This is a genomic window from Streptomyces sp. NPDC034670, from assembly GCF_055574875.1.
On the sequence record NZ_JBVITR010000004.1, the window covers coordinates 81,710 to 99,969 of the forward strand.

Below are 18,260 nucleotides of genomic sequence, written 5' to 3' on the forward strand. Positions count from 1 at the left end.
GCCCCCCGCCTCCACCGGTCCCGAGGACGGACCCTCCGCGTCACCCGTTGGCGTGGGCCGGGGGGCGGTCCCCCCCCCCCGGGGGGGGGGCCCCCCGGCACCGGGGGCGGTCAGCCGACGTCGGGCAGTGCTCCCGGGAAGCGGTCCCGGTCCGCCTTCCGCCGTGCCCGGTCCGTGTTGGCCTTCCGGACCGCCTCCAGCCACCGCCACGGCCGGACCTCGTCGAGGGTGAGGCCGGGGCAGGCGAGCCGGTGCGGGATGCGGCAGGTGGTGCCGGGCGGGGGTTCGTCGAGGCCGCCGTTCCAGGCGGTGCCGTCGGCGTCGAGGTGCCAGCGGTGCCCGCCGGGGACGAGGTGGGCGGGGAGGGTGCAGCCGGGTTCGAGGAGGACGTGTTGTCCGGTGTAGGTGGGCCGGCGTTCGCCGGCCAGGCCGCAGTCGGGGCAGAGGGGCGGTGCGGGCGGTTCGGGACCGGTGGCGCCGTCGAGGGCGGCCTGGGTGCGGTCGACGTTCTCCCACGGCCGCCGGGTGCCGGCGGGTGGCCGGCGGTGGGCGTCGGGACCGGGCAGCGGGACGAGGTGCGGGTCGTGTGTATCCCCCATGGCTTCGAGGGTCGGCGTGGGCGCGGGCGGGGGGTAGGGCGCAATCCGGTCGCAACGGGAGCACCCGGGCGGAGCGTGCGGGCGCGGGACGCGGCCGGTGAGGCGCCTGCCGGCCCGGGAGGCACGCGTGGCGTGGGCCGGGGCGGCCTCGCCGGGCGCGGCGCGGTGCCGTCGCCCCGTACGGCCGGTGCGGCCGGTGCAGTCGGTGCGGCCGGTGCGGTCGGTGCGGTCGGTGCGGTCGGTGCGGTCGAGCTGCCTTCCCGTTGAGCGGGGGACACGCACAACCGGCCTTCCCCGGAACGGGGTTCGGTCTCCCCGGTCGCCCGGGAGGCGGGCGAAACCGCCTTTCGCGTCGAGCCGCCACGGGCTACTGTTCGGGGGCGACAAGTGACCCACGAGGAGCTGAGGCATGGTCGGTCTTCCGAGCGCGCGTTGACGTCGTTGGCCGTGACCGGCCCGTCATCGCGTGCTGCCCTTGATGTCGCGGCACAGCGAGCCCTTCCCCGCCCGAACCCGCCGGCGCGCCTCCGGGTGCCCGGTGGCGGGCCCCGTCGGCAACCCGAGGGATTCCCGTGCCGTCCGCTTCCTCCTCTTCCCCCGCTTCCTCCGTTTCCTCCTCCGCCGTGTCCGGTTCCGGCCGGCCCGTCCCGTCGAGCCTGTGGCGGGACGCCGACTTCCGCAGGCTCTGGGTGGGCCAGACGGCCTCCCAGTTCGGTGAACACACCACTTTGATCGTCCTCCCGCTCTTCGCCGTCCTGACGTTCCACGCCGACGCCGGCGAGTTGGGCGTCCTGCGCGCGGTGGGACAGGCGCCGATCCTGTTGCTCTCGCTCCTCGTCGGCGCGTGGGTGGACAGGTGGCGGACCCGCACGGTGATGGTGCTGACGGACGCCGGCCGGACCCTGATGCTGGGCGCCGCCGCCGTGGCCGGCCTCCTCGGCTGGCTCGGCCTGCCCGCGCTGCTCGTGGTCGCCTTCGCCGTCGGGGCGCTGTCCGTGTTCTTCGACGTGGCGTACCAGGCCTCCCTCGTGCGGCTGGTGGAACGCGATCAGTTGCTGCAGGGAAACAGCGCGCTCGAGGGCAGCCGGTCCGCCGCGCAGATCGGCGGTCCCGCTCTCGGCGGCGCGCTGGTGTCCCTGCTGTCGGCTCCGGTCGCCGTCGCCTCCGGCGCGTTGTTCTTCGCGCTGTCGTTCCTGTCGATCCGGCGGATCCGCCGGGCGGAATCGCTCCCGGAGCGCCTGGAGCACCCTGCGCGGGTCCGGCGGCGGATCCACGAGGGCCTGCGTTTCGTCGCCGGTGACGCCGTACTCCGGACCGTGTGCCTGGCCTCGGCCGCCTTCCAGTTCTCCTTCGCGGCCATGATGACCGTCTACCTGCTCTTCCTGCCGCGGGAACTGCACCTGTCGGGCACCGTCGTCGGGCTGGCGCTCGCGGCGGCGGGGCCGGGCGCGCTCCTGGGCTCGCTGCTGGCCGCCCGCCTGCCGGGCCGGTTCGGACACGGCCCGGTGCTCGTGGCCGCGGCGGTACTGGGCGACGGCGTGTTCCTGTGCGTGCCCGCGCTGCACGCCTCCTCCGCGGTGACGGTTCCCGCGCTGCTCGCGGCCGGCTTCGTGTTCGGGTTCGGCGGCCAGTTGGTGAACGTCACGGTCATGGCCGTCCGGCAGGCCGTCACTCCGGACGGGATGCAGGGCCGCACGGCCGCGACCATCACGTTCGTCGGCATGGGGCTGACCCCGCTCGGCTCCCTGGCCGGCGGACTCCTCGCGCAGGAGTGGGGGCTGCGCACCAGCCTCCTGGTGGCGGCCGCGGGCATGCTGCTGTCCCCCCTGGTGATGGCCCTGTCCCCCCTCGCACGCCTGGGACGGGAGCTTCCGGCCCCGCACGACGCGCCGCCGGCGGACGGTCCCGCGCCCGCCGGCCGGTGAACGCGGGGCCGCCGTGACGTTCCCGGCCGTGGGGCGGGCGCCCGGCTCGCCGCTCCCCGGGGCGGTCACGAAGGCGGTCCGGCCCTCCGCCGGGTACCGCCGCGCGGGACACCGGCCCGGTCGCGGCCGGTGTCGCCGCGGGACGCGACGGCTCGTGCCGCCGGATCCGGCGGCCTCCGCTCACGGGACGGGCAGCGCCTCCTTCGCGGGGGACGGCTCCGCCCCGGTGGACGTCACCGTGTCCCAGTGGACCGTGCGGTCGCACCAGCGGTCGAGGAGGGTCCGGTCGTGGCCCACGGCCAGCAGGCCCGCGCCCGTCGCCGCGCGGTACTCCTCGACGACCGCGACCAGTGCGGCGGTGGTGGAGGCGTCCAGCATCGCGGTCATCTCGTCGCAGACGAGCCAGCGGGGGCGGAGCACCAGCGCGCGGGCCAGGCAGGCGCGCTGGAGCTGGCCGTCGCTGACCTCGTGGGGACGGCGGGTGAGCAGGTCGGCGGTCAGGCCGACGGTGCCGGCGAGTTCGGGGACCCGGGCGGGGGCCTCCGCGCGCCGGCCGGTGGCGCGCAGGGGCTCGGCGATCAGGTCGGCCAGGCGCAGCCGGGGGTCCGCGGAGAGGCGGGGCTGCTGGAAGACGACGCCGAAGGCGGTGCGCAGCGCGCGGGGGGCGCGGTGGCGCCAGTGGCGTACGGGCGTGCCGTCGAGGAGGAGGGTCCCGGCGTCGGGGCGGTGCAGCAGGGCGGCGACGCGGGCGAGGGTGGACTTGCCGCAGCCGCTGGGGCCGAGCAGGCCGACGGCCTCACCGGGGGCGACGGTGAGGGAGGCGTCCCGGAAGACCGGGGCGCGTCGGTCGTATCCGGCGGTGATGGCGCGCAGTTCAAGCACGGATGTCCTCCGGGGCCGCGGTGCGGAGAATGTCGCTCTTCCCGTCGTGGACCGGGAACGGGTGGTGGCAGGCGACCGATCCGGACGGGGACGGTCCGGTCGGGGGCGGGAGCGTCGCGCAGAGGTCGGTGGCCCGTGCGCAGCGGGCGGCGAAGGCGCAGCCGTCGGGCAGCGCCCCGAGTTCGGGGGACAGGCCGGGGATGGGGGTGAAGGCGCGGTCGGGGAGGGCGTCGAGCAGTCCGCGGCTGTAGGGGTGACGGGGGCCGGGGGCGCCGAAGAAGGCGGGGGCGTCGGCGAGTTCGACGATGCGGCCCGCGTACATGACGGCGACCCGGTCGGCGATGCGCTCGGCCGCCGCCAGGTCGTGGGTGATCATCAGCAGGGCCCGGTCGCCGTCGGCGTCGACGTGGCGGCGCAGCTCGTCGACGGTGCGGTCCACCAGGTCGCGGTCCAGGCCGGTGGTGGGTTCGTCGGCGAGCAGCAGGGGTGCCCCGCCGACCAGGGCGAGGGCGGTGGCGGCGCGCTGGGCGAGGCCGCCGGAGAGCTCGTGGGGGTGGCGGTCGAGGTGGTCCTGCGGGAAGGCGGCGCGCTCGGCGGCCCGCTCGGCGGCGGCGCGCAGGGCCGCGCGGCCCCGGACGCCGGTGAGCTGGGCGACCGTCTCCTCCAGCTGGGAGCGGATGGTGCGCACGGGGGTGAGGTGGGCGGCCGGGCTCTGCGGGACGAGGCCGATCCGGCGGCCCCGCACGGTGCGGGCGAGGGTGCGTTCGCCGGCGGTGAGCAGGTCGAGGTCGCCGAGCAGCGCGCTGCCCGCGGTCTGCGCGTTGGCGGGGAGCAGGCCGAGGAGGGCGGAGGCGAGGACGGACTTGCCGCAGCCGCTCTCGCCGATCAGGGCGAGGCACTCGCCGGGCGCCACGTCGAAGTGGGCGTCGGTGACGGCGGCGACCCGGCGCCCGCCGGGCAGCAGGAAGCGCACGGACAGGCCGCGGACCGACAGCACGGGGGGCCGCCCGGCCCGCACGACTTCCTCGATCCGCTCGGCCGGTCCGCTCGGTCCGGTCCGCTCGGCCGGTCCGGTCCGCTCGGTCCGCTCGGTTCGCTCGGTCACAGCATCAGCTCCGATCGGCGGCGCGGGTTGATCCGCTCCCGCCACACTCCGGCGAGCCCGGCGATGGCGAGGGTGGGGATGATCAGGAACAGGCCCGGGAAGAGGGTGGGCCACCACTGGCCGGCGAGCAGGGAGCCGCGGGCACCCTGGATGAGGGTGCCGAGGCTGGCCGTGTGGGCGGGCAGGCCGAGGCCGAGGAAGGACAGCGCCGACTCGTGCCACATGGCGTGCGGCACCATCAGGACGGCGGCGAGCCCGGCCTGGGGCAGCACCCCGGGCAGCAGGTGCCGCACCGCCACCCGCCACCGGGAGGCGCCGCCGGAGACGGCCGCGTCGATGTAGGGGCGGGAGCGCAGCGAGAGGACCTCGGCGCGCACGATGCGGGCCGTGGACAGCCAGTGGGTGAGGGCCACGGAGACCACCACCGGCCAGACGCCCGGGCGGAACATCGCGACGATGAAGATGCCCAGCAGCAGGTGCGGGACGGAGGAGACGGTGTCGACCAGGCGCATGACGACGCGGTCGACCCAGCCGCCGAGCGCCCCGGCGGTGGCGCCGACGGCGGTGCCGATCACGGTGGCCGTGAACGCGGCCACCACGCCGACGAGCAGGGAGACGCGCAGGCCGTAGACGCAGCGCAGCAGCAGGTCGCGGCCGACGTCGTCGGTGCCGAAGGGGTGCTCCCAGGACGGCGGCCGCAGTTTGGCGGCCAGGTCGACGGCCTGCTGGTCGAGCTGGACCAGCGGCGGGACGAGCAGCACCGCCAGGACGGTCGCGGCGACCAGGGCGGCGGAGGTGCGCAGGCGCAGGGTGTGGGTGGAGCGGCGGGCGGCACCGGCCCCGCGCCACGCGGTGGGGTCCGCGGGGCCGGCGGTGCGCGTCCTCACCGCGCTCTCCGCGCTCTCCGCGTTCCCCGCGTTCTTCGCGGCGGTGTCAGCCATGGGGATCACATCTCACTCAGCTTCACCCTCGGGTCGGTCAGTCCGTACAGCAGGTCGGCCAGCAGGTTTCCGGCGAGGACGGCGGCGGTGGCGAGGGTGGTGAGCGCGGCCAGCAGCGGGAAGTCGACGGCGGTGGCCGCCTCCACGGTGGCCGCGGCGATGCCCGGCCAGCTGAAGACGGTCTCCACCAGCAGGGCGCCGGTGATGAGCTCGGGAACGCGGGAGCCGATCAGGGTGAGGACCGGCAGCAGTCCGGAGCGCAGGGCGTGGCCGAGCAGGACGGTGCGTTCGCTCAGGCCGCGGGCGCGGGCGCCGCGCGCCGGGTCCTCGGCCAGGGCGTCGCCGACGCCCTGGCGGACGTAGAGGGTGAACCAGGGCAGCTGGGAGACCGCGAGGACGCCGGCGGGCAGCACGAGGTGGCTCAGGAGCTGTCCGGCGGTGACGTGGTCGCTGCCGGTGTCGGTGAGGCCGCCGGCCGGGAGGACGTCCAGGTGCAGGGCGAACAGCCAGACGGCGAGCAGGGCGATCCAGAAGACCGGCGCGGCCTCCAGCGCGTAGGCGAGGGAGGTGACGGTCCGGTCGAGCGGCGAGCCGGGCCGGCGGGCGGCGAGCACGCCGAGCACGGTGCCGAGCAGGACGGCGACGGCGAACGCGGCGGCGCACAGCAGGGTCGACCACACCAGCCGTTCGCCGATCACCTCGGCCACGGGCTGCCGCATCACGCTGGAGTGGCCGAGGTCGCCGGTGACCGCGGAGGTCAGCCACTCCCACCAGCGTGCGGTGAACGGCCGGTCGACGCCGAGGTTCTCCCGCAGCCGGTCCAGGGTCTCCTGGTCGGCGCCGAGCGCGGCGGTGCCCGCGTAGGCCTTGACCGGGTCGAAGGGCGAGGCGGCGGCGAGGGCGAACGCGCCGAAGGTGACGACGAGCAGCACGGGCACGGCGAACAGGGCCCGCCGTGCCACGAGCCGGGTCATCTCTCGCCAGGGGAGGGCGGTCATGTCCGGGGCTGCCAGTCCTCGACGTTCCACCAGGGGCCGCTGGCGAAGCCGTGCTCGTGCGGTTCGACCTGGGTGGTCAGCCCCTTCCAGCGGTCGGCGAGGACGTACATGTGGTCGATGTGGGTGAGGAAGGTGTAGCCCGGGTCCTTCACCAGCTCCCGCTGGAGGGCGTCGTAGGCGGCCTTGCGGTCCGCGGGGTCCTGGCTGCGGCGGCCGGTCTCGAGCGCCTCGTCCACGGCCGGGTTGTCGTAGCGGGCCATGTTGTTGAAGCCGTCGCCGGCGAGGGAGGAGTGCAGCAGGGTGTAGAGGCCGAAGTCGGGGTCGCCGGTGCTGCCGAAGCCGGCGAGGACGGCGTCGCTCTTCATCCGGGGTTCGATGACCTCCCAGGTGGCGCTCTCGACCTTCACCTCGATGCCGGTCTTCTTGGCGTCGGAGGCGTAGGCGAGGGCGTGGTCCTGGCGGACCTTGTCACCGGAGGGGTGGTAGAGGGTGAACGAGGCGCGGCGGCCGTCCTTGACGCGGACGCCGTCCCCGCCGGGCTTCCAGCCGGCGGCGTCGAGGACGCGTCCCGCCTCGTCGAGGTCCCGGTCGCGTGCGACGTCCCGGGCGAACCAGGGGTCGTCCACGGGCAGCGGTCCGTAGGCGGGGCGGCCGGCCCCGTCGAGGATCCTGTCGACCATCGCCTCGCGGTCCACGGCGAGGTCGAGGGCGCGGCGGACCGCGGTGTCGCCGGTGACCGGGTGCGCGGTCGGGAGGGTGACGGCGCGGAAGTCGTAGGAGGTCGCCCGGTACGTCTTCCGGTCGCCGTCGTCCTTGAAGGTGGCGGCGAGGTTGGGCGGCAGGACCGCGCCGTCGAGGTCGCCGGAGCGCAGCCGGGTGGCGCGGACGTCGTCGTCGGCGATGATCGCCATGGTGAGTCGCTTCACCTTCGGCGCGCCGCCCCAGTACTCCGGGTTCGCCTTGAAGGTGAGCTTCTCCCCCTTGCTCCAGTCGGCGAGGACGTAGGGTCCGGTGCCGACGGGCCGTGTGTTGAAGGAGCCGGTGTTGGGGTCCTGGCCGCCGGCGACGTGCTCGGGGACGATGGGCAGCACCGTGCGGGCGGCGAAGCCCGCGTAGGGGTACTTGAGGGTGAAGACAACCTTGTCGTCGCCGTCCGCCCGCACCTCCTCGACGGCGTCCAGTTCGCTCTTGGCGGTGTTGTTGGTCCTGTCGTCCAGCACCGTGCGGTACGTGAAGACCACGTCCTCGGCGGTGAGCGGCTCGCCGTCGCTGAACTTCACGCCGTCGCGCAGGGTGTAGGTGTAGGTGCGTCCGCCGTCGGTGATCTCGGGCAGCGCCTTCGCCAGCGCGGGCTTCAGCTTCAGCCCGGCGTCACGGGCGAGGAGCCCGTCGAAGATCTTGGAGTTGCCGTCCTTGCCGTAGCCGAGCAGCGGGCTCAGGGTGTCCGGCTCGGAGGAGACACCGATCACGACGGAATCGGCGGACGCGCCGCCGTCCGTACCGCCGCCCGGCGCCGAGCAGGCGGCGACCGTGCCGGCCATCGCCGCCGCGACGGCGGCGCCCCGCACGCGTCGGGGTATTCGTCGGGTCGTCATCGAACCTCACATCCCTGATGCCCTGCTGTCGCTGTTGCATATTAGTTGCAGCAAGGCCCTGCCCGGCACCACCCCCTCCCGTTCCCCCACCGCGCCGGGGTGCCCGCGCCGCTCGTGGACGTGGCCCCGGTGACGTACCGCATGAGCTTCCTGCCGCCGGCCCCGGCGCGGCGGGTGCGCCGGGCGCGGGCGGCGCGGCTCGGACGCATCACGGCCAGCGTTCGGGACGGAGGGGGAAGCACCGAATCCCAGCAGATCGACAAGGAACCGGAAGTCCACGTCTTCCGGGGTGCGCAATGCCACGAGAAGGAAAAACTCACGGGCGGGCGGATGAGCGCATCGGGGTCTTCGCGCGGGCGGCTCATTCACGGGAACTCGCCGACAGGCAGGCGACGACCGGAGTGATCGCGATGACGCCGGCGAGCGCCCACCACCACGGCGATGAAGCGCCTACCAGCTGCAACGCCGGATCAAACATGAGCGTGTACAGCACGAACCACGCCGCTACCGCAATTCCCGTGTTCCGCAGGCCGTTTACCGGTGCAGACCGGCGGCGCGCGGAAGCGGTGCCCCAGATGGAAAGCGTGGCGAGCAACCACAGCGCGAACGCGTTCCAGTACGGCACGGTGAAGACGTCGATCGAGAGTGTGAAAGCCAGTGCGAACGCCGCTTGCAGGCACACGAACCACTTGAACCATCGAGTCGCACGGTGCACTTTCGCGGTGACCTCCTCGCCGGTCGCCACGCGGGCGATCGCATCGTCGGCAGAAAAATGAACGTCGGTCATGCGGTCACTTCGTCCTCGTGAAACGATGTCGCCGGTTCCCCCTTGCCCGGTCCCTGCTCCCACGCCCGCGGCCCGTGTCCGCCCCCTCTCGGCCGGCGGCACGCCCGCACTCCGCCGGAGCGCCGGTCTCGGCGCCGATGCCGAGGGGGCCCTCCGGGCTCTCGCGGGAATGCGGACGGCACGCTCATGCCCCCGGGTCCGCGAAGGCGGGTCGCGTGCCGTACCTCTCGACCGCTTCGGGGTCGAGGGACACGCCGAGTCCGGGGCCGGAGGGGATGTCGAGGCAGCCGTCGTCGTCCAGTCGCCAGCCCCCGGCGACCAGATCGTCCACATAGGCCGACCCGGTCTTGTACTCGACGAGGTCGGTGGACGCGAGGGCGGAGGAGAGCTGCAGGTCGGCGGCGAGGCCGACGGCCGTGTTCCACCCGTGCGGGATCAGACGGATGCCGAGGTCCTGGGCCTCCCAGCCGATCCGGCGCGACTCGCTCAGACCGCCTCCCTTCGTGGTGTCGGGCTGGACGATGTCGAAGGCGCGGCGCCGCAGGTAGGGGGAGAAACCCTGCCTGCGGGTGAGGACCTCGCCGCCGCTGATCGGGACGGGTGACCCCGCACGCAGTTCGGCGAAGCCGTCGAGGTCGTCCGGCGCGAGGGCCTCCTCGAACCATGCCACGTCGTAGTCGGCGAGCATCCGCGCGGTGCGTTTCGCCCACGCCAGATCGCCGGGGAAGAAGCCCTCGGAGCCGCCGGCGTCGACAGCGAGCAGCCGGTCGCCGACCGCGGCGCGGGCGGCGGCGACGGTGCGCTCGTCCGTGGCGGCGTCCACCCGTCCGAACTTCCACCAGCCGATCTTGAAGGCGGTGAACCCCTGCTCCACGAATGCGGTGAGGTTGTCCGTCATCGGTCCGGCCTCGTCCATGAGCACCGACGCGTAGGGGCGCACCCGGTCGCGGTGGCGCCCGCCGAGCAGGCGGCCGACCGGCTGGCCGAGCGCCTGGCCGGCGATGTCCCACAGAGCGATGTCGACGGCGCTCGTCGCGTGCGTGAGCGAGCCGCCCCGACCCATCCAGAACGCGGTCCGGTGCAGCGTTTCGGTGATCCGCTCGACCTCCACCGGGTTCTGTCCGACGAGGTGCGGGCGCAGGAGGTCGATCGCTCCGCGGACGAGGTCCTCGGTGGTGAACGCGCTTCCGATGCCCGTGACGCCCTCGTCGGTGTGGACGGCGACGAGCGTGTGCACGACATCGTCCGGGCGGAGCTCGTTCGACCAGCCGCCCTCGGGGGTCGCTCCGCGAAGACCGCATGTCTCGACCCTGGTGATTCTCATGAGTGCCTCTCGTGACGGGTGCCGTCGCCGCGGGCGCCGACGAGGCGACGGCGGCTGTATCCGGGACCGTACCCGACTGCGCGGATCATTGTCGACAATCGACGATTCAGTCGCAGTCCACCGAGCCGCCCGCCGCATCCCCGCGAGAACACCCGTGCGGCAAGGCGTCACCCCCGCCTCCATGGGCCCGCGCCCCACCGGACGGAGCCACCGCACCCGATGGTCGACAAAGTACAATCCTGTTACGCTCCGGCCATGTCCGGTCTCCCCCCGCTCCCCCCGCTCCCCTCCGCCTCCCTCGCCTCCCGCCGCGAAGCCATCGCGGACGCCCTGCGCGAGGCCATCACCTCGGGCCGCCTCCAGGCGGGCCAGAAGCTCACGGAATCGGGGGTCGCCGACCGTCTGGGAACCAGCCGGGCGCCGGTCCGTGAGGCGCTGCGCCAGCTGGAGCAGGAGGGCCTGGTGATTTCCTATCCGTACCGCGGCACGGAGGTGCTCGGCGTCTCCCAGGAAGAGATCGAGAACGTCCTCGTACCGGTCCGCGTCTCCCTCGAGAAGTTCGCCTTCCGCAAGGCGATGCCCCGTTTGACCGACGCGGACTACGCCCACCTCCAGTCACTCGTCCGCACCATGGAGGAGGCGGCCGAGGCGGCCGACGCGGCGCTGCTCGCCGACGAGGACATCCGCTTCCACGAGGCGGTCGTGACCTTGTCCGGGCAGCAGCACTGCCTGCAGATCTGGCGGTCGATCCAGCCCCGCGTGCGCGCCTACTTCCGGCGTGACGCGAGCCACCACCCGGACGCGACCGTGGTCGCCGAACAGCACCGCGAGCTCATCCGCGCACTCCGCGCGGGTGACGAGCACGCACTGGACCACGCCGTCACCGCTCACATCCACACCCATTTCAAAACTGCCCAGGACCCCTCCGAATGACCAGGACGATCTTGATCACCGGCGGTGGAAGCGGCATCGGCCGCGCCACCGCGTTCGAAGCCGCACGCCGGGGCTGGGCCGTCGGCGTCCTCGACCACGACGGCGGGAGCGCCGAGCGGACGGCGGCCGAGGCCCGGCGGTTCGGCGCCCGCAGGGTCTGGTCGGCCTCGGCGGACGTCACCGACGAACGGGAGCTCGTCGACGCGTTCGGTGCGGCGGGCACCGCACTGGGCCAGGTGGACGGGGTGGCCGCGAGCGCCGGCATCGAACTCAACGCGCCCCTGCCGCACATGTCCCTGGACACCTGGCGCCGCGTCCTCGACGTCAACCTCACCGGTACTTTCCTGACCGTACGCACAGCCGCCCGGGTCCTGCGGGACGCCGGGCGGCCGGGCTCCCTCGTGTGCGTGTCGTCCCCTTCCGCCTTCGTCGGCTTCGCGGGCGGCTCGAACAGCGCGTACGGAGCGTCCAAGGGCGGAGTCTCCGCGTTCGTCCGGGCCGCCGCCATCGACCTCGCCCCTCACGGCATCCGCGTCAACGCCGTCGTGCCCGGTGCCACCGATACGCCCATGCTCTACTTCGGTCTCGACGGTGACGAACTCGAAGCGGAGCGCGCGCGTCTGAGAGAGGCCGCGGCACGGCAGATCCCGCTCGGGCGGATGGCCGATCCCGCCGAGATCGCATGCGCCGCCGCCTGGTTGCTCTCCGACGACGCCTCGTACGTCACGGGCAGTCACCTGGTCTGCGACGGTGGCCTCACGGCCAGGAGCGCGAACGACTTCTGACCGAACCCGGAACCCGCCCGGCGACTCGAGGAGGGCCTCCTGGCGGTCGGCGGTGGATGTCGCGGTCCGCACCGGGACCAGAAGGCCCTCACCCGTTCGAGCACCCGGCACGCGTGTCACCGACGTCCCGGGACAACACGCCTAGAGCACGGAGCGGAAGGCGGGCAGGTAGCCGCTCGACTGGCCGACGGCCTTCGGGTGGTAGGAGTTGGTGACCGGGACCGTCACGCTGTGGAGCCAGGCGTCGCCCGAGCAGAGCTCGTGTCCGGTGAACTCGTCCACCACGCCGGAGAAGGTGAACCCGGCGTTGGCCGCCCGCTTCGCGAGCACCCCGTTCAGCACGTCCGAGGCGTTGTTGATCGCGCGGCGCTCGGTCTCGGTGAGTCCGGCGATGCAGGTGCCCGAGAGCTTGTAGAAGCGCGGGTACCCCAGCACCACCACGTGGGCCCGCGGGGCGCGGGAGCGGATGCCGCTGTAGAGCGAGTCGAGCTTGCCCGGGAGGGAGTTCTGCATCTGCGCCACGGCGGTGTCGACGCGGCTGACGCAGGTGGCCTCGCTCTGCAGCACGCAGGTCTGCATGACGTCCGCGAAGCCGACGTCGTTCCCGCCCGCCGTGACGCTGACGAGCGTGGTCGACGAGGCCAGCGCGCTCAGCTGGCCACCGGCCACGCTCGTCGTCGTCGCGCCCGAGCAGGCGACGAACCGGAACGAGGACGGGGAGTTGGCGGCCGCCCACAGGGACGGGTACGCCTTGGTGCTGCGCTTGCAGTCGCCGCTCTCGGCGGTGTAGCTCCCCGCGCCCACTCCGGAGGAGTAGGAGTCGCCGAGGGCCACGTAGGTCTCGCCGGCGGCCGAAGCCGGCTGCGCCAGGCCGAAGACGGCCGCGGCACTCAGGACGAGGGTTGCCAGGGTTGCCCGAACAGAACGCACTGACACGACGGTCCGCCCTTCGGAGGTGGGGATCGCGGGGGTGGTTAAACGTGCAACCATGCTTGTAGCAGGCCCTGATACCCCTCGGTAACACCTCGGAGGAAAGCCGTCCGGAATGACCGAATGATCATTCGGCCGGGTGAGCTCCGCGCGTAGATAAACCTTCAATCGGCTTTCGGGAGAATGAAGTTCGGGGGCTCCTCCGCGGCCCCGCCCTCCTCCGCCGGGCGGAGGTCTCCGCTCCCCCGCACGGGGCCCGGAAGGCGGGCGCGGGCCCTCACTCCGCTCCGCTCCGTCCGGTCCCCGCGGCCTCCCCCGGCGACGACTGCGGTGCGCTGGGCGGTGCGTGACGGACCGTCGGGCCGTCCGGGAGCCGGCGGTGACCGGCCGCGCGGGTGATGGCCGACTCGACGGCGGCGACACGGTCGCCGAGGAGGGCGAGGGCGGCCACCGCGCGGGGCAGGGCGTCCCGGTCCGCGCGGTCCGGGGTCCGGGCGCGGACGTGGGCGGCCTTCACCTCGGCCCACCGCTCGGCCCGGTCGGCGGTGAGCGTGCCGCGCAGCTCGGCGAGCTTCAGCAGGTTCGCCTCGGCGCCGGTGGTGAGGGTCTGCGCCTCGGCCGCGTAGTGGTCGTCGACGACGGCGGCGAGTTCGGCGTCGTTCATCACGGCCCGGATCCGCTGGGTGATCCTGTTCATGTTGCGGTAGGAGCCCTGGAGCCGGAACGGCGGCTCGGTGCGCGCGTCGTCGGACCGGGCGGCGGAGGCGATGTAGGCCGCGTTGACGGCGAGGACCGTCCGGCGCGCGGTGAGCAGGTGGCGCAGCACGGCCAGGACGCGGTCCAGTTCGGTCGGCGCGTAGGGGTGGGCGAGGCGGTCGGGGCGGGCCGTGGGGTCGCCCTCGGCGAGGCGGACCAGCAGGTCGAGGTCGGCGCGGTCGCGTCCGGCGAGCGGGGCGAGCACCGGGTTGGCGGTGAGCGCGTTCTCCAGGAAGCTGAGCGCGAAGACGTCCTCCTTGCCGGTGAGGACGTCGCCGAGGTTCCACACGTCGGCGCGGTTGGCCAGCATGTCGGGCACCCGGAACGCCTCGCCCGACTCGGTGTAGGGATTGCCCGCCATGCAGACGGCGAACCGCTTGCCCCGCAGGTCGTAGGTGCGCGGCTCGCCCTCCCACACGCCGTCCACCCGGCGCGTGGCGTCGCACAACGGGATGAACTTCTGCAGCAGTTCGGGCGAGGTGTGCTGGATGTCGTCCAGGTGGAGGAGGGTGTTGCCACCGGCCGCCAGCGCGAAGTTGATCTTCTCGACCTCCCGGCGGGCGGTGGCGTTCGGCGCCTCGGCGGGGTCCAGCGAGGTGACGGCGCGGCCGAGCGCCGGGCCGCTGATCCTCACCAGGAGCAGGCCGAGCCGGTGGGCCACGTACTCCATCAGGGTCGTCTTGCCGTAACCGGGCGGGGAGACGAGCAGCAGCAGGCCGCCGGTGCCGGTGCGGCCCGCCTCGCCCGTGGTGCCGAGCTGCTTGGCGAGGCTGTCGCCGATCAGCGGCAGGTAGACCTCGTCGACCAGGCGGTTGCGGACGAACGACGGCATCACCCGCGGCCGGTGGTCGTCCAGCCGCAGCCGCGTCCGCTCGGCGGCCACCAGGGCGGTGCGCCGGCGCTGGAACGCGCGGAACGCGGGGACAGCGCGCTCCTTGAACTCCGCGGTGCGGGCGAGGAACTCGTCCAGCCGGAGGGCGAGACGGCGGTCGGTGATCCGGGGGTGGGCGCCGAGCAGTCCCTCCACGGTGGTGGTCAGCGGCGCGTCGGAGGTGTGGCGGGGCAGGTCCGGGCAGAGCTCGGCGGCCACGGCCTCGGCGAGGTCGCCGCCGGTGACGGGGACGCCGGTGGCGGCGGTGTACGCGGACAGCCACGCCTCGACCAGTTGCCGGCGGGCCGCCAGGCCGTCGAGGGCGGGGAGGTCCTCGTCGTAGGCCCCGGTGGTGACCGCGCCGCGGAACGCGTCGAGCAGGGAGCGGACCCGGGCCGCGAGGACGAAGCCCTCGGGGCCGGTGGTCAGCTCCTCGAAGAGGTACGCGGCGCAGGCCTCGGGCCGTACGGCGGTGTCGCCGCCGCCCCGTTCGGCGCCTTCGCGTCCGTCGCCCCCTTGTCCGGCGCCCCACCGCCCGACGGCCGCGGCGAGTTCCGCGCGCAGCGCGTCGAGCGCGGGCGGGGGGCCGAAGGCGTCGCGGACCCGGGCCAGGGAGCGGGCTCGGCGGGTGAGGCCGGCGCGTTCCGCCGCCGTGGTGCCGTGCGCCCAGTACAGCAGGGCGTGGGCGCGGGCGGCGGGTTCGTGGCGCAGGGGGCCCGCGCCGGCGCACAGGGGCAGCAGGGCCCGGAGGATCGCGGTGGCGTCGTGGTCGTGGACGCCCCGCTCGTACCCCTCGTCGTACGCCTCCTCGGCGGCCCGGCGGACCAGCGCGGCGAGGTCGTCGGCGGCGGCCAGGGCGTCGGCGCCGTGCTCGTGCAGCAGACGGGCGGCGAGGTGCTCGGCGCGGTAGACGCCGGGCGACTCGGACGGCAGGTGCCGGTCCCACAGGGGGCGGTCGGCGAGGAGGGCGGGGTCGGTGACGGGGGCGCGGTAGTCCGTGCCGGTGAGGGCGAGGGCGAGGCCGTCGCCGTGCGGGACGACGGTGAGGTCGACGGGCTCGGTGGAGACGGCGAAGCGGTGGCCGCCGAGGCGGATGACGCGCCCGCCGTCCGCGTAGAGGTCGGCGCGGTCGCGCAGGGCGCGGGCGGCCTCCTGCCGGGCGGAGCGCAGCCGGCCGTCGAGTTCCTCGGCCCGGACGCGGTCGCCGAGCGCGCGCAGTTCGTCGGCGGTGCGGCGGACCTTGGTGACGAGCGGGTCGGAGGCGAAGTAGGTGCTCACCGCGTCGGGGTCGGCGAGCGCGGTGCAGCGCCGGGTGACCGTCTCCAGGACGCGGTCGGCGGCGGAGGCGAGCTGTTCGGCGCGCCGGGCGCGGGCGTCGGTGAGGCTCTGCTTGCGCGTGGAGAACGCCTCGTGGATCTCGGCGCGCCGGTCCGCGAGGTCGCCGAGGACGTCGTCGAGCTCGGCGAACCGGGACTCCAGCGTCTCCAGCCGGGTGAGCACCCGCGTCAGTTGCTCGTCGCAGGCCTCGGGGCCGTCCGCCGCGGCGAGCGCGCCGGTGACCGTCTGGCCGAGCAGGGCGAGTTCGGCGGCGAGCCCGGCGCGCGCCTCCTTCTGGAGGAGGCCGCGGCGGCGGGCGTCGAGGGTGGCGCGGGCGCGGTTGACGCCGCCCAGGGCCTCGGCGACCCGCTCCAGGACCGCGGTGCGGACGGTGGCGTCGCCGATGTCGAGTCCGGCGACGACCTCGGTCACCGTGCGCAGTCCGTCGGCGAGTTCGTCCAGGCGGGCGGTGACCGGGCCGGCCTCGGCGGCGGTGGTGATCGCCCCGGCGTCGGCGGCGAGCCGTTCGACGTCGGCGCGGTGCCGGGCGAAGGCGTCCTCGCGGGCCAGGAAGGCGACCGCGCGCCGGCCGAAGGAGGCGAGGTCCGCCTCGGCCCCGGCGGACAGTTCGTCGATGCGGGCCCGGTCCGCGTACCGCATGTCCTTCAGGGTCAGCAAGTGCCCCTGGGCCTGCCGCAGTTCGGTCAGACCGGTGACCCAGGCGGTGGCCTCGCGGGGCTGCTCGCCGCGCAGCCGGCGCACCACCGCGGCGATCCGCTCCGCCGCCTCCTCCAGCGCGTCGGCGGCCCGGCGGGTGAGGTCCCGCACGGTCTCGAACTCGGCCAGCACCTGCTCGGCGGTGTCCCGCACCTGCTCCAAGGGGGTGCGCAGGTCCCCGAGTTCGCTCTCGCCCAGCCAGTGGTGGGTGTCCAGGACGCGGACGCAGGCGGCCACCAGGGCCGCGTACACCTCGGTGGTGGGGGTGGTCCCGGCCACCGAGCGGGCCAGCGACAGGCAGTCGGAGACGCCCCGCACGAGGTCGGCGTTGCCGACCCGGGCCAGCACGCCCCCGTCGGCGGACCGGGCGGCCGCGCGGGTGTCGGAGAGGTAGGGCGAGTGCCACAGCCGGAGGGGGTGGACACGGGCGGGTTCGTCGCCGTCGGGCCGCAGCAGGGCGAGCAGCCCGTCGTCGAACAGCGCCCAGCCGTGGCAGGTCAGCGGGGTGGCGACCGCCTCGCGGATCAGGTTGTACGACAGCAGCAGTCCGCGTCCGCGCCCGGGCGCGTGGAAGGCGTACAGCACGTCCTCGCCGTACGGCGAGCGCACCTCGCGCTCGAACTCCATCCCCCGGGTGTCGAGTTCGTACGTCTTGTGGGGGCCGGCGGCCAGGCAGTAGCCGCCCGGGAACACGATGCCCCGGTCCTCGGGGAGCCGGCGGCAGCCCTGCCCGATGCCGTCGAGGCGGACGACGGTGCGGGTGAGGGTGTGGAAGACCAGGTAGCGGTGTGCGGTCTCCTTGTAGGGCAGGATCCGCAGCAGGATCAGGGGGCCGACGCGGGCGTGGGCGATCTCGGCGTCGGCGAGGGACTGCAGGGGCTCGTCGACCGGCTCGGTGTGGATGCCGTCGGGGGTGCCGGTGTCGTTCTCGGTCTTGACGGTGAGGGTGCCGCCGAGGGTGTCGACGAAGACCTCGCCCCGGACCGAGACGTGCGGGTGGCGGCCGAGGACGTGGTCCTCGCGGGTGGTGGGCGTCCAGTCGACGTCGTCCGGCGGGACGGCCGCGTGGTCGCGGTCGCCGCGCGCGTCCAGGAACGCCACCCGGCCGTCCTCGGACACCGACCAGCGCAGCACGCGGATGTCGCCGGCCTGCTCGCCGGTCTGGAAGACGGCGAGCAGCCTGCCGTCGACGCGGCGCAGCCGCAGCAGGCGTGCCTGGCGGTAGTAGCGGTGCAGGGCGGCGAACTCGCGCAGGAAGGCGGGGTCGTCGAGCAGGCCGGGGACGGCGCCGTCGGGCAGCCGGTTCAGGTCGCGGTCGTGGAGGGCGAGGACGTCGCCGACCGCGGTGTCCCCGTCCGGGCGGGGCCGGGCGCCGTACCCGAGGAGGAGCACGTCGCCCACGGCAGCGATGTCGCGGGGCACACCGGCGCGGTCGGTGTGCAGCCGTCCGGTGCCGGCCAGGCGCAGTTCCGGCGTGCCGGACTCGTCGGCGCGGCGGCGGTTCAGCGCCTCGGCGCGCCGGGCGAGTTCGGCGGCCCGGTCGGCGAGGCGGTCGCGCAGCACCTGGTAGGCGCCGGCGTCGACCGCCCCGTGGGGGCCGCCCGCGCCGGGCGTGCCGTGGAGGTCACCGGCGCCGGGCGTCTCGCGCGGGGCCGTGTCGGCGGTCTCGTGGATGCCGGTGGTCATGGCTGCCTCTCGGGAAAGGGGGCCGGGAGCCGCCGTCCCCTGTGCGGCGGCTCCCGGCCGGGCGGTCAGTCCCAGACGCGGCAGTCCCCCGCAGCCCAGAAGAGGCCCG

13 protein-coding genes and 1 pseudogene are annotated in these 18,260 nt (G+C 74.6%); 4 read left to right on the top strand and 10 right to left on the bottom strand.

Annotated elements, in window-relative coordinates:
• Positions 1–110: 110 nt before the first annotated feature.
• Positions 111–599 (bottom strand): DUF6083 domain-containing protein, encoded by a 489-nt coding sequence (locus ACZ56B_RS04220; RefSeq protein ID WP_468786059.1) that lies wholly within the window; start codon positions 597–599, stop codon positions 111–113.
• A 623-nt stretch (positions 600–1,222) separates the two neighbouring features.
• Here ACZ56B_RS04220 and ACZ56B_RS04225 point away from each other — a divergent pair.
• Entirely contained in the window at positions 1,223–2,524 is a 1,302-nt protein-coding gene (locus ACZ56B_RS04225) for an MFS transporter (RefSeq protein ID WP_468786061.1), read from the top strand.
• 180 nt (positions 2,525–2,704) lie between these two features.
• On the opposite strand, the gene ACZ56B_RS04230 is transcribed toward ACZ56B_RS04225, so the two are convergent.
• From ACZ56B_RS04230 to ACZ56B_RS04250, 5 genes are read right to left on the bottom strand one after another with little or no spacing between them, the layout of a single operon-like run.
• Complete coding sequence (locus ACZ56B_RS04230; protein WP_468786063.1) at positions 2,705–3,406, bottom strand: ABC transporter ATP-binding protein; 702 nt, start codon at positions 3,404–3,406, stop codon at positions 2,705–2,707.
• Positions 3,399–4,511, bottom strand: coding sequence for an oligopeptide/dipeptide ABC transporter ATP-binding protein (locus ACZ56B_RS04235; protein WP_468786065.1), 1,113 nt, complete (start codon positions 4,509–4,511; stop codon positions 3,399–3,401). The genes ACZ56B_RS04230 and ACZ56B_RS04235 overlap by 8 nt, the downstream gene beginning before the upstream one ends.
• Complete coding sequence (locus tag ACZ56B_RS04240; RefSeq protein ID WP_468786067.1) at positions 4,508–5,452, bottom strand: ABC transporter permease; 945 nt, start codon at positions 5,450–5,452, stop codon at positions 4,508–4,510. Before ACZ56B_RS04240 ends, ACZ56B_RS04235 begins: the two co-directional genes overlap by 4 nt.
• Positions 5,453–5,457: 5 nt before the next feature.
• Complete coding sequence (locus tag ACZ56B_RS04245) at positions 5,458–6,426, bottom strand: ABC transporter permease (protein ID WP_468786344.1); 969 nt, start codon at positions 6,424–6,426, stop codon at positions 5,458–5,460.
• A gap of 20 nt (positions 6,427–6,446) precedes the next feature.
• Positions 6,447–8,045 (bottom strand): ABC transporter substrate-binding protein, encoded by a 1,599-nt coding sequence (locus tag ACZ56B_RS04250; RefSeq protein ID WP_468786069.1) that lies wholly within the window; start codon positions 8,043–8,045, stop codon positions 6,447–6,449.
• 75 nt (positions 8,046–8,120) lie between these two features.
• On the opposite strand from ACZ56B_RS04250, the pseudogene ACZ56B_RS04255 reads away from it, so the two are divergent.
• A pseudogene (locus tag ACZ56B_RS04255) lies at positions 8,121–8,282 on the top strand (cobalt ECF transporter T component CbiQ); the annotation flags it as partial.
• A 124-nt stretch (positions 8,283–8,406) separates the two neighbouring features.
• On the opposite strand, the gene ACZ56B_RS04260 reads toward ACZ56B_RS04255, so the two are convergent.
• Both ACZ56B_RS04260 and ACZ56B_RS04265 read right to left on the bottom strand, forming a co-directional pair.
• Positions 8,407–8,832 carry a hypothetical protein gene (locus tag ACZ56B_RS04260; RefSeq protein WP_468786071.1) on the bottom strand — a complete coding sequence of 142 codons (426 nt, stop codon included), beginning with the start codon at positions 8,830–8,832 and terminating at the stop codon, positions 8,407–8,409.
• A gap of 184 nt (positions 8,833–9,016) precedes the next feature.
• Positions 9,017–10,156, bottom strand: a complete 1,140-nt coding sequence (locus ACZ56B_RS04265) for a mandelate racemase/muconate lactonizing enzyme family protein (protein WP_468786073.1) — start codon at positions 10,154–10,156, stop codon at positions 9,017–9,019.
• A gap of 255 nt (positions 10,157–10,411) precedes the next feature.
• Here ACZ56B_RS04265 and ACZ56B_RS04270 point away from each other — a divergent pair, with 255 nt between their 5' ends.
• The gene (locus ACZ56B_RS04270; RefSeq protein ID WP_468786075.1) at positions 10,412–11,089 is read left to right on the top strand and encodes a GntR family transcriptional regulator; all 678 of its coding nucleotides are present in this window, start codon (positions 10,412–10,414) and stop codon (positions 11,087–11,089) included.
• Complete coding sequence (locus ACZ56B_RS04275) at positions 11,086–11,874, top strand: SDR family NAD(P)-dependent oxidoreductase (protein WP_468786077.1); 789 nt, start codon at positions 11,086–11,088, stop codon at positions 11,872–11,874. Before ACZ56B_RS04270 ends, ACZ56B_RS04275 begins: the two co-directional genes overlap by 4 nt.
• Positions 11,875–12,015: 141 nt before the next feature.
• On the opposite strand, the gene ACZ56B_RS04280 is transcribed toward ACZ56B_RS04275, so the two are convergent.
• Positions 12,016–12,810 carry an SGNH/GDSL hydrolase family protein gene (locus tag ACZ56B_RS04280; protein ID WP_468786079.1) on the bottom strand — a complete coding sequence of 265 codons (795 nt, stop codon included), beginning with the start codon at positions 12,808–12,810 and terminating at the stop codon, positions 12,016–12,018.
• A 271-nt stretch (positions 12,811–13,081) separates the two neighbouring features.
• Positions 13,082–18,151 (bottom strand): DNA repair ATPase, encoded by a 5,070-nt coding sequence (locus tag ACZ56B_RS04285; RefSeq protein ID WP_468786081.1) that lies wholly within the window; start codon positions 18,149–18,151, stop codon positions 13,082–13,084.
• Between the last annotated feature and the right edge of the window lie 109 nt (positions 18,152–18,260).